We start from the raw sequence: 11,347 nt of genomic DNA, 5'->3' as shown, positions 1-11,347 counted from the left end.
AGTATGCAGCGAACGAACAATCAATGGAAAAACAACCTATGAACAACGATTATATATCAGCAGCTTATCAAACAATGCCGAATTGTTGAATCACGTCATACGCCTGCATTGGCGCATTGAAAACAGTTTGCATTGGTGCATGGATATTGCTTTTAAAGATGATCAAATGCGAGCCAGAAATGGCTTCGCTGCTCATAACTTGGCCATATTACACCGCATATCTCTTAACCTAATCCGCCTATCACCTGTGAAGCGCAAAGGTGGCATTAAAGTACAGCGATTACTGGCGGCTACCTCTGATAATTACCGTGAGCAACTACTGAAACTGTGTTAAATCTTTCATGCGATTGCCCTGCATCAAGTGCATTTCAGGCAGCCTGAAAATAATCGGATTGTCTTTGACAGCGGTTTGTGTATTGATTATTGAACCGATTTTCGGTGTGGTATTTTGAGATTTGGCTTTTTTAATTAAATGCGGCAATTGTTTAAAGTTGGTAACGTTATCGGTGAATTGGAAATATTCAGTCGGATAATCGGTATCGGTGGGCGCATCGTTATCAGTGAAAAAAAAAGTATTTGCTGTCAATATTTGATTGTTTGTTTTGCAGTATTGGGGTGTTCACCGTTACACTTCGCATTTTTAATTCAATTCTTTCCGAATGCCCGCACAATGAATGCCGTTAAACACGTAATCAAAAAGTATCCAAACCGCCGTCTGTATGATACAACCCGCAGTGCCTATATCACCCTTGCTGATGTGCGGCAGATGATTTTGGCATACGTGGATGTGGCGGTGGTTGATGCCAAAACGGACGATGATTTAACGCGGCAGGTATTGTTGCAAATTTTGCTGGAAGAAGAAGCGGGTAGTTCACCTTTATTTAATGATGCTGTTTTGTGTCAGTTAATTCGGCTTTACGGGCATGCGACACAAAGCCTGTTTGCGCCGTTTTTAGAACAAAATATGCACATTTTTCATGAATGGCAGAAAAGTTTAGGCGTTGATAACGCCAATCCGGCGGCGTGGCTTGCGCCTTTTTCTTTCGGAACGAGTGCCAATTTGTTTGCCGAATGGCAAAAACAGCTGCAGCAGCAAACATTGAATTTTTGGCAGCAATCGGAAAAATCGGATGATTAAAGATGACTGAACACCCTTTGCATTTTACTTTGATGTCGCGTGAGTATTGCAGCTTGTGCCATAAAATGTTGGCGGCTTTGCACGTTTATCAAACACAATATCAATTTGAATTAACGGTTATTGATGTGGACAGCGATGCGCAATTGGAAGCACGCTATAACGAATTGGTGCCGGTGCTGTTGTTGAATGATGCGGAAATTTGTCATTGGTATTTGGACGAAAAAGCGTTGTTATCGGCTTTGTCTGGCAAATAAAGCATTTCTCGGCTAGAATAATCAATCGTTTTCACTCGGATTTATGTTTTCAGGCAGCCTTAAGGCTGCCTGAAAGTTATTGCATCCATGACATGAATATTGTGCGGACATGAATCGAGTAAAACGGCAGCGAGCTTGATTGTTGTCAAATTTAAAATACAAATGGTTAATACTAAGACACACATGAAACACATTCGGAACTTTTCCATTATTGCCCACATTGACCACGGCAAGTCCACGCTGGCAGACCGCTTTATTCAGTATTGCGGCGGCTTGGATAACCGTGAAATGAGTGCGCAGGTATTGGATTCAATGGATATTGAAAAAGAGCGCGGCATTACCATCAAGGCGCAAACTGCCGCCTTGCAATACCGTGCCCGCGATGGAGAGACATATTTACTCAATCTGATTGACACGCCTGGGCATGTGGATTTTTCCTATGAAGTTTCGCGCTCACTTTCCGCTTGTGAAGGTGCTTTATTGGTGGTGGACGCATCTCAAGGCGTGGAAGCGCAAACGGTTGCCAATTGTTATACCGCGATTGAGCTTGGGGTAGAAGTTATTCCCGTGCTGAATAAAATTGACTTGCCTTCTGCTGAGCCGGAACGGGTGATTCAGGAGATTGAAGACATCATCGGTATTGAAGCGGTTGATGCCGTGCGTGCTTCTGCCAAAAGCGGCGAAGGAATCGAAGATGTGCTGGAAGATTTGGTACGCAAAGTACCGCCGCCGAGAGGTGATGAAAATGCGCCGTTAAAGGCTCTGGTTATTGACTCTTGGTTTGATAATTATGTTGGTGTGGTGATGCTGATTCGGGTAGCGGACGGCGTCATCAGTCTCAAAGACAAAGTACGGTTCATGGCAACCCGCGCCGAAACTTTGGTGGAACAATTGGGTGTGTTTACACCGAAATCCGTGCCGAAAGAAACATTGAGCGCGGGTGAAGTGGGTTTCTTGATTACCGGTATTAAAGAATTGGGTTCTGCCAAGGTAGGCGATACCGTTACTTTGGTAAAAAATCCCGCGGCTGAACCTTTGCATGGTTTCAAAGACATTCAATCACGGGTGTTTGCGGGCTTGTATCCGGTGGAAAGCCATGATTACGAAGCCTTGCGCGATGCTTTGGAAAAACTGCAATTAAATGATGCTTCGCTGAAATTTGAACCTGAAGTGTCGCAGGCATTGGGCTTTGGTTTCCGCTGCGGCTTTTTGGGTTTGCTGCATTTGGAAATTGTTCAAGAGCGGCTGGAGCGTGAGTTTGACATGGATTTGATTACCACCGCACCCACGGTGGTTTATCAAGTTTTGTTGAAAAACGGGCAGCGCATAGAGGTGGAAAACCCGTCTAAATTACCGGATATCGGCACGATTGATACCATTTTTGAACCGATGATTACTGCCACTATTCTGACGCCGCAAGATTATGTGGGCTCGGTGATGATGCTGTGCAACCAAAAACGCGGCATTCAGCGCAATATGCAGTATATGGGGCGGCAAGTGATGCTGACTTATGATTTGCCGATGAATGAAGTGGTGATGGATTTTTTTGATAAACTCAAATCCACTTCACGCGGCTATGCGTCTTTGGACTATGAATTTAAAGAATTTCAGGCAGCCGATTTGATTAAATTGGATATTATGGTGAACGGGGAAAAAGTTGATGCGTTGAGCTTAATCGTGCATCGCGCCAATGCCGTGCATCGCGGCCGTGAATTGGCGGCAAAAATGCGTGAATTGATTCCGCGCCAAATGTTTGATATTGCGGTTCAGGCAGCTATTGGCGGGCAAATCATCGCCCGTGAAAATGTTAAAGCCTTGCGCAAAAATGTATTGGCAAAATGTTATGGCGGCGACATTACCCGCAAGAAAAAATTATTGGAAAAACAAAAAGCCGGTAAAAAACGCATGAAACAAGTGGGTAATGTGGAGATTCCGCAATCTGCGTTCTTGGCAATTTTGCAGGTAGGAGATAAATAAATGTCAGCTATGTTTTTAATTTCATTGATTATATTTGTTGGTGGTGTGGTGTTGTTTGCTGTCAGCAGCAAACAGCGTGAAGAAAGCGGCGAATGGGGCGGCGGCTTGCAATGGGCATACTTGCTGATGATGGTCGGCATTTTTGGTGTGTTGTCGCAATTCATGAGTTTTACTGCCGTGCTACTGATTTTTGTGGTGGTAACCGGTGTGATATGGCTGATTCATAAAATCAGTTTGAAAAAAAACAATGCCCAAGACAACAACCATTTTACAGATTATATGAGCGGCTTTTTCCCGATTATTTTGGTGGTATTTATTCTGCGCTCTTTCATTGCCGAGCCATTTCAAATTCCCTCCAGCTCCATGCGCCCGGGTTTGGTGGTGGGCGATTTTATTCTGGTGAATAAATTTGCTTATGGCATTCGTTTGCCGATAGCCAACACGGTGCTGATTCCCGTTGGTCATGTGGAACGCGGTGATGTGGTGGTGTTTAATTACCCTGAAAAACCGGCAGTGAATTACATCAAACGCGTGATTGGTGTGGGCGGTGATGTGGTTGAATACAAAGATAAAAAATTAAGCATTAATGGCAAAGCAGTAAACGATAAATTAATACCGGAAGAATACAATTATCCTGAGAGTACGGGCGTGGGTGAAGTAAATATCAGTGCAGAGCAATACCGAGAAAATCTTGACGGCAAAATGTTTTCGGTGCTGGTGATGCCTCATCAGCCCTCGGTGATTGCACAAGGTGTACGCACCAATTTTCCTTTTCGCGACCAATGCCAATATGCCGACAGCGGTTCGGGTTTTCGTTGTACCGTTCCTGAAGGGCATTACTTTATGATGGGCGACAACCGTGATAACAGTGAAGACAGCCGTTATTGGGGTTTTGTGGACGATAAACTCATTGTCGGCAAAGCGTTTTTGGTGTGGCTCAATCCGCTGGAAATGAGCAGAATCGGTACTCATATTCAATAATATCAGTGGTTGCCTGAAAATAAATTGGTTTTCAGGCAGCCGCAGAGGTGAAATATCATGCTTAAAATCAGTGCAAAATTCGACGGCGGCAATATTGAAGTAATTGATGCTGCCGACCCCGCTAATATCTTGCTTAAATTGCCCAAAGACAATGCCGCCGATTTTCGGCAATGGTTTTACTTTCGTGTACAGGGCGCGGCTTATCGAGATTTGGTGATGCGTTTTACCAATATCACCGAATCCGCCTATCCTCATGCTTGGCAAGATTATCAAGCCGTGTGTTCTTATGACCGCGTTAATTGGTTTCGAGTGCCGACCGAATTGGAAAACGGTGTATTGAGCATCAGCCACACGCCTTTATCCAACAGTGTGTATTACGCTTATTTTGAACCGTACAGCTATGAGCAACACCTAAATCTCATTGGTGAAGCGCAAGGCAGCGGTTTGTGCCATGTGGACGATTTGGGCAGCACCGTGCAAGGGCGCGATATGAATTTGCTCACCATTGGCAATCAAGCCGCCAGCGACTTGAAAATTTGGGTGATTGCCCGTCAGCACCCGGGAGAAACCATGGCGGAATGGTTTATTGAAGGCTTCTTAAACCGTTTGCTGGATTCTCAAGACCCCACCGCTCGCGCTTTGCTTGATCGTGCCACTTTTTATGTTGTTCCCAATATGAACCCCGACGGTTCGGTGCTGGGTAATTTGCGCACCAATGCCGCCGGTGCCAATCTCAACCGAGAATGGCTCAATCCCACGATGGAATACAGCCCTGAAGTGTATGTGGTGCGTGAAAAAATGCGTGAAATCGGCGTGGATTTATTTTTGGATATACACGGTGATGAAGCCATTCCATTTGTGTTTGTGGCGGGAACAGAAGGTGTGCCGTCGTATAACAAACGCATTGCCGATTTAGAAAGTCGCTTCAAAACCGCATTTCAGACAGCCTGTCCTGATTTTCAAGACGAACACGGATACGACAAAGATGAAATCGGTAAAGCCAACTTAAGTATGGCAACCGCCTATGTCGGCGAAACTTTTCATTGTTTGGCATACACTTTGGAAATGCCGTTTATCGACAATCACAATTGGCCCGATGATGATTTTGGTTGGAATGGTCAGCGGTCGTTGCGTATGGGCGAGGCGATACTCAGTCCGATTTTAGATGTGCTGCCGCATTTGCGCGCTGAATAAAGTCAACTAAACAAAGGTGAAGCCTTCAATGATAAAGAGGCTTCTCCTTTTGTGCCTTTTGATGCCGCTTTTGTGTCTTGCTGTGTGCACATGACAGATTCATGTGCACACGGTTGTTGTCTCTGCCATGATCTAAGTTGCGTGTATGAGCTGTTTTGTGGTTTGGCTATAATGTGCATTTGTTTCCGAAATCTTCAGAGAAAACCGCATGGATACGGTGGCTTGGCTGGAAAAATTAATTGCGTTTGATACCGTGAGCCGCAACAGTAATTTGGCTTTGATTGAATATGTTGCCGATTATTTGGTCAGCGCGGGTTTGTCGCCGTGGCTCACGAAAAATGCCGACGGCAATAAGGCGAATTTATTTGTTACTTTGCCGGGCAAAAACGGACAAACCAACGGCGGTATGGTGTTGTCGGGGCACACCGATGTGGTGCCGACCGACGGGCAAGATTGGTACAGCAATCCTTTTTCGGCACAAATCCGTGGTGGCTGCGTCTATGGGCGCGGCAGTTGTGATATGAAAGGCTTTATCGCCTGCGTGTTGGCGGCTGTGCCGTTTTTTCAGGCAGCCAATCAGCGTGAACCGATTCACATTGCGTTGTCGTATGACGAGGAAGTCGGCTGTTTGGGCGCACCGCTGATGCTGGCAGAATTGCAAAAACGCGGCTTAAATCCGCAATATTGCATTGTGGGTGAACCAACATCAATGCGCATGATTACGGCACACAAAGGCATACACACGTTTTGTTGCCGTGTGCGCGGTAAAAGTGCACATTCTTCATTAACGCCGCAGGGCGTTAATGCAATTGAATATGCTGCAAAATTGATTGTGTATATCAATCAGTTGGCAGAGCAGCTGCAACAGCGTATGGATACCGATGCGGCTTTTGATGTCCCGTTTGCCACTTTATCAACGGGTGTGATTCGCGGCGGCACGGCGGTAAATATTATTCCCAATGAGTGCGAATTTGAGTTTGACTATCGCAATTTGCCGCACATGAGTGTCGAAGAAGTATTGATGCCGATACGGCGTTATATTGATGAGGTATTGAATCCGACAATGCGCTTGGCAGATGCACAATGCGGTATTGAATTGGTCGGGCGCGAGAGTGTGCCGGCACTCAATGGCAGTGATAATGAACGGTTACACGCACTAATCAAACAATTGCTTGACGATAAACAGCAGGCAAAAGCGGCTTATGCCACCGAAGGCGGGCAGTTTCAGGCAGCCGGGATACAGACAGTTATTTGCGGACCCGGGGATATTCGCCAAGCGCACAAAGCCAATGAGTATGTAACATTGGCTCAGTTGATGCGGTGTGATCGTTTCTTGCGCGGCTTGGTTGGCGGATTGAATTAACACTGTTTTGCTTGCTGCTGCCTTGCCGCCGATTGCTTTATCAATCGGTTAATTTAAAAAAATAAAATTTCGCGTGTACAGGTGAACATCGGTTTCAGGCTGCCTGAAATTATTTTATAAGCATGTAAATAGCCGTTATTAACATATGAAGATTCCTTTAGAAAACAATCATGACAGCCAGCTTGGTTTGAATTTCAAGCAGCGGTTTGGCTTGGCGTTGAAATACACTGCACCGGTTGCGATGGGCTACTATCCGGCGGGTATTGCTTTTGGGGTGTTGGCAAGTGCCGCGCATCTGCCGGTTTGGCTGACTTTATTATTGAGCGTGGTGCTGTATTCGGGAGCGGCGCAGTATGCGGCAATTCCGCTGCTGGCTTCGGGGGCGGGGTTTGCTGTATTAACGCTGAATACTTTGGTGATCAACCTGCGCCATATTTTTTATGCACTGCCGCTGCTGCCGTCTTTGCCTTTAAACCGTGCTGAACGCGCTTATGCTTTGTTCGCACTCACCGATGAAAGTTTTTCGGTACTGACCACGCTGCCTGAACATTATCGCCGTCCGCTGTTTGCGCCGATTGTGGGTTTGAATCAGCTTTATTGGTTTAGCGCCACCATAATTGGTATTGCCGTAGGTGCGGGGCTGAATGAATTGATACCGCATTTGGATTTTGCTTTAACGTGTTTATTTGTGATTTTGGCGTATGAACAATACCAAAGCAAACGGGTATTTTGGCCTTGTGTGCTGGCAGCCGTGTCTTTACTGTTGGCACAGTTGCTGACGGAGCAATATATGTTATTAACTGCGGTTGGTTTGTGTGTGGTGGGTATTGCCGCACGGTATTGGTGTATAAAAACATGAGTCAAAATATGCTGTGGCTGGTGAGCGTGCTGGCAATGGGTTTGATAACCTTTTTACTGCGTGCCGCACCAACGATGCTGCCGAAAATCTGGCTGAAATCTACTTTGCTTAATGCACTGAATTTTGCCTTGCCTTTGTGTGTGATGACTTTATTGGTATTAACCGGTTTGCATTGGCAAACGCCGCTGAACGCAGAGAACGGCTTGTTGGCGGCGCAAGTGTCGGCTTTGATGTTGGTGCTGGTGAGTTATCGGTATTGGCGCAATGTGTTCATTAGCATGATTGTGGGCGTTGCCGCTTTGAATTTGGTGTTGTATTGGTTTCAGGTTGCCTGAAAACAGCGGCGCAATATTTTATTAAATGGGTTGATTATGAATATTCAAGCGGTGTTATTTGATTTGGACGGCACACTTGCCGATACCGCTTTGGATTTGGGCGGCGCACTGAATCGTTTATTGAAACGCAAAGGGCTGCCTGAAAAAAGCATGGACGAAATTCGTCCGATTGCCAGCCACGGTGCCAATGGTTTGATACGGCTGGGCGCAGGTATTGAGACAGCACACTCAGAACACAAGGTATGGCGGGCAGCATATTTGGCAGAATATGAAAATGGATTTGCCGATAAAACCGTGTTGTTTGACGGTGTGAATGAAATGTTATCGGTATTAACGCAGCGCGGGATTGCTTGGGGCATCATCACCAATAAACCGCATTCGTTTACGCATCGCCTTGTACCGCAATTACATTTTGCAAGTGCACCGTCAGTGGTGGTCAGCGGCGACACCACCACTGAGCCAAAGCCCAGTACCAAGCCTATGTTTTATGCGTGTGAACAAATGAATGTTTCACCGAAAAATTGCTGGTATGTGGGTGATGCCGAACGCGATATTCAGGCAGGTAATAACGCAGGTATGCACACGGCATTGGCATTGTGGGGTTATTTGGCAAAAGATGATCGGATTGAAACGTGGCAGGCAGAGAAAATGTTGGCATCAGCGGCTGATGTGTTAAATTTACCCGGCATCAAAACCGCATGAAAATCAAAACCGCTTATCTTTCATTTTTGCCGGTGTTAATCAGCAGTACTTTGGCAGCGCTGTGGGTATGGTACAACCACGCTTTGCACGAAAGCACTGCTTTATTTTTAGGCATTATCGCCGGTGGCTTGGTGGAATTAGACGATCGTTTTACCGGGCGGCTGCGCAATTTATTTTTTACTTTGCTGCATTTTTCATTGGCATCGCTTGCCGTGCAATTGGCTTTGCCTTTCCCGTGGCTGTTTGCTGCGTTGATGGTGTTTGCTGCATTTTGCGTTACCATGGCGGGTGTGATTGATGTGCGCTACCGTACCATTACGTTTGGTACTTTATTGGTAATGCTCTACACGGCAATGACTTATCGTCTTGATTTAGTCTGGTATTTGAATCCGATGATGCTGGTGTGCGGCACTTTACTTTACACTTTATGCACCATTTGCTTGCATATCTTGTTTCCGCATTATCCGGCGCAGGAAAGTTTGGCAGAGGCATGTCGAAAGTTGGCAGATTATATGATGATTAAAGCCCAATTTTTTGACCCCGATGAAGCCGATTTTTTGCACGAAAAAGAAATCAAACTGGCAATGAGCAACGCGGCGGTAACGGCTGCTTTTAACCAATGCCGCAGCACTTTATTTTACCGTTTACGCAGTCAGCATCGCCACGCACGAACCATTTTTTTATTGCAATACTATTTGGCAATCCAAAATATTCATGAACGGATCAGCTCGCGTCATACGGAATACAGCGAGCTGGCGAACCAATTGGCACACAGCGATTTACTCTATCGGATTCAACGGTTAATTGTGTTGCAGGCGCAGGCATGCCGCAATGTCGGCGAAGCATTGCACCGACACGCCGGCTACATTCACGATTCTCTTTTGACACGAGCCGAACACGGCTTAAAGCGCGCATTTTCCGTGTATTTGCTTGAACATGGTACTGCAAAAAATACCCCGTATTTACAGCAAATTCTAGACAATATTCTGTCAGTCAGCGAACAATTGCAAAGGCTGGAAAACATTAAACTTAATGTTAAAAAGACCAACGAAATTGACGAAACCATTGCCGGTCAAGATGTGGACAATCTGCGCGACATTATTCCCACATTGCGTAAACACCTGAATTTTGAATCATCTGTTTTCCGTCATGCTGTGCGCATGTCAATGATGTCTGCACTGATTTGTGTGGTAGTAACCTTGTTTCAGCTGCACATGGGTTATTGGATTTTAATGACCGCACTGCTGGTGTGTCAGCCCAATTATTCCGCCACCACCACGCGCCTGAAACAGCGTGTATGGGGAACTGTTTTGGGTGTGCTGGTGGGTTCTGCTTTGGTGTACATTATTCCCTCTTTTGAGGGTAAGTTATTGATTACAGTTATTTCCACTACTTTGTTTTTGGTATTGCGCCGACGACGTTATGGTTTTTCCACTTTCTTTATTACGATTCAAGTGTTGGTCGGATTTGGCATGATGGGCTTAAATACCCAAGAGACGATTTATCCGCGCATTTTGGATACTTTACTGGGCAGTGGGATTGCATGGTGTGCCGTCTCTTATTTATGGCCGGATTGGCGTTATTTAACCTTAAGTAAAACCGCCATGCGCGCTTTGCAAGGCAATGCTGCTTATCTTCGGCAAGTGCTGGCGCAAATGGCATCAGGCAGCAAAGATGATGTTGCGTATCGATTGGCACGGCGCACGGCGCATGAAAATGCGGCAGCATTAAGTAACACCGTATCCAATATGTCCATTGAACCGAAAAAGTATCAACAGCAATTGCCGACAGCATTTACTTTATTGCAACTGAATTATGCACTAATCAGCAGTATTTCCACATTAGGCACATTTCGCCATCGCATGGACGAAGAAAGACGGCAACATCATGGCAGCGGGTTTTGGCCGCGTTTTTTTGATGCAGGTGCGCAGAGTATTCAAGTAATGACACAAAATTTTTCAGAAACACAAGATGTTCAGGCAACCTTAAACAGATTGGCAGAATCGGTGCAAGCAATTAAGCCTGATGATGAAAATGATCACGCCAACAAACAAATTGTATGGGCACAACTCAAGCGCATCAGTGAGAAGCTGCAACTTTATGCGAATATTTTATTGAGTAAGCAAGCGAATGGTTAAAAACAAATACCAATAAAAACAGCCGTTTTAAAAAAACATAGAAAATTTTTTTGCCAAACGGCTTGACGGTTAACTCGAAGGTACGTATAGTTCGCTTTCTTCGCTGAAGCGACAAGGAAACACCGCTGAACATACTAGTTTAGTGTAAAACCCAAGCGGAAGCAACGCTCTTTAACAAAACAGATTACCGATAAGTGTGGGTGCAACAGAAGCCCACACTGAATTCGAGAAGACAAGAAAAGAATTAAGTTTAACTTAATATCAAGACTTGTCAATTTCTTTGAATCAGACCAGCTTAAGTTGTGTTGAAAGACACGGCTTAAGGAAACAAGCTGAGATTAAACATAAGAGTTTGATCCTGGCTCAGATTGAACGCTGGCGGCATGCTTTACACATGCAAGTCGAA

Annotated in this window: 12 protein-coding genes and 1 rRNA gene; 12 read left to right on the top strand and 1 reads right to left on the bottom strand. The window is 45.4% G+C overall.

The window, feature by feature from the left end; all coding sequences use genetic code 11:
- A partial coding sequence (locus Q384_RS13400; protein ID WP_156956533.1) for an ISAs1 family transposase occupies window positions 1-334 on the top strand: 334 nt, incomplete at its 5' end.
- Here Q384_RS13400 and Q384_RS09590 read toward each other — a convergent pair.
- Entirely contained in the window at window positions 317-586 is a 270-nt protein-coding gene (locus Q384_RS09590) for a hypothetical protein (RefSeq protein WP_037587469.1), read from the bottom strand. The two genes, Q384_RS13400 and Q384_RS09590, sit on opposite strands and share 18 nt — an antisense overlap.
- 84 nt (window positions 587-670) lie before the next feature.
- Here Q384_RS09590 and phaR point away from each other — a divergent pair, with 84 nt between their 5' ends.
- The 11 genes from phaR to Q384_RS09535 all read left to right on the top strand — a co-directional run.
- A complete protein-coding gene (gene phaR, locus Q384_RS09585) occupies window positions 671-1,138 on the top strand; it encodes a polyhydroxyalkanoate synthesis repressor PhaR (RefSeq protein WP_037587468.1) in 468 nt (155 codons plus the stop codon).
- Window positions 1,139-1,140: 2 nt separating this feature from the next.
- A complete protein-coding gene (locus tag Q384_RS09580; protein WP_037587466.1) occupies window positions 1,141-1,392 on the top strand; it encodes a glutaredoxin family protein in 252 nt (83 codons plus the stop codon).
- A 183-nt stretch (window positions 1,393-1,575) separates the two neighbouring features.
- Window positions 1,576-3,369, top strand: coding sequence for a translation elongation factor 4 (gene lepA / locus Q384_RS09575; RefSeq protein WP_037587464.1), 1,794 nt, complete (start codon window positions 1,576-1,578; stop codon window positions 3,367-3,369).
- A complete protein-coding gene (lepB, locus tag Q384_RS09570; protein ID WP_037587462.1) occupies window positions 3,370-4,350 on the top strand; it encodes a signal peptidase I in 981 nt (326 codons plus the stop codon). It begins immediately after the preceding gene.
- A 57-nt stretch (window positions 4,351-4,407) separates the two neighbouring features.
- Complete coding sequence (locus Q384_RS09565) at window positions 4,408-5,544, top strand: M14 family metallopeptidase (RefSeq protein ID WP_037587460.1); 1,137 nt, start codon at window positions 4,408-4,410, stop codon at window positions 5,542-5,544.
- Between the two features lie 208 nt (window positions 5,545-5,752).
- Window positions 5,753-6,907, top strand: coding sequence for an acetylornithine deacetylase (argE, locus tag Q384_RS09560; protein WP_037587458.1), 1,155 nt, complete (start codon window positions 5,753-5,755; stop codon window positions 6,905-6,907).
- Window positions 6,908-7,052: 145 nt separating this feature from the next.
- Window positions 7,053-7,766: an AzlC family ABC transporter permease gene (locus Q384_RS09555; RefSeq protein WP_051940847.1), complete on the top strand. Its 714-nt coding sequence runs from the start codon at window positions 7,053-7,055 to the stop codon at window positions 7,764-7,766.
- Window positions 7,763-8,101, top strand: a complete 339-nt coding sequence (locus tag Q384_RS09550; protein WP_037587455.1) for an AzlD domain-containing protein — start codon at window positions 7,763-7,765, stop codon at window positions 8,099-8,101. The genes Q384_RS09555 and Q384_RS09550 overlap by 4 nt, the downstream gene beginning before the upstream one ends.
- A 36-nt stretch (window positions 8,102-8,137) precedes the next feature.
- Entirely contained in the window at window positions 8,138-8,803 is a 666-nt protein-coding gene (locus tag Q384_RS09545) for an HAD family hydrolase (protein ID WP_037587452.1), read from the top strand.
- Complete coding sequence (yccS, locus tag Q384_RS09540) at window positions 8,800-10,941, top strand: YccS family putative transporter (RefSeq protein WP_037587449.1); 2,142 nt, start codon at window positions 8,800-8,802, stop codon at window positions 10,939-10,941. Before Q384_RS09545 ends, yccS begins: the two co-directional genes overlap by 4 nt.
- A gap of 340 nt (window positions 10,942-11,281) precedes the next feature.
- Window positions 11,282-11,347: ribosomal RNA gene (locus Q384_RS09535) — 16S ribosomal RNA — on the top strand; the annotation flags it as partial.

Source organism: Stenoxybacter acetivorans DSM 19021 (genome assembly GCF_000745895.1).
GTDB lineage: Bacteria > Pseudomonadota > Gammaproteobacteria > Burkholderiales > Neisseriaceae > Stenoxybacter > Stenoxybacter acetivorans.
Note: the sequence above shows the minus strand (reverse complement) of the source record. Positions and strands in the feature narration are given on the sequence as shown.

Coding starts and splice junctions, on each gene's coding strand:
- Q384_RS09580 (WP_037587466.1), top strand. CDS start 1,141: ATGACTGAACACCCTTTGCATTTTACTTTGATGTCGCGTGAGTATTGC.
- lepB (WP_037587462.1), top strand. CDS start 3,370: ATGTCAGCTATGTTTTTAATTTCATTGATTATATTTGTTGGTGGTGTG.
- argE (WP_037587458.1), top strand. CDS start 5,753: ATGGATACGGTGGCTTGGCTGGAAAAATTAATTGCGTTTGATACCGTG.
- lepA (WP_037587464.1), top strand. CDS start 1,576: ATGAAACACATTCGGAACTTTTCCATTATTGCCCACATTGACCACGGC.
- yccS (WP_037587449.1), top strand. CDS start 8,800: ATGAAAATCAAAACCGCTTATCTTTCATTTTTGCCGGTGTTAATCAGC.
- phaR (WP_037587468.1), top strand. CDS start 671: ATGAATGCCGTTAAACACGTAATCAAAAAGTATCCAAACCGCCGTCTG.
- Q384_RS09565 (WP_037587460.1), top strand. CDS start 4,408: ATGCTTAAAATCAGTGCAAAATTCGACGGCGGCAATATTGAAGTAATT.
- Q384_RS09545 (WP_037587452.1), top strand. CDS start 8,138: ATGAATATTCAAGCGGTGTTATTTGATTTGGACGGCACACTTGCCGAT.
- Q384_RS09550 (WP_037587455.1), top strand. CDS start 7,763: ATGAGTCAAAATATGCTGTGGCTGGTGAGCGTGCTGGCAATGGGTTTG.
- Q384_RS09555 (WP_051940847.1), top strand. CDS start 7,053: ATGAAGATTCCTTTAGAAAACAATCATGACAGCCAGCTTGGTTTGAAT.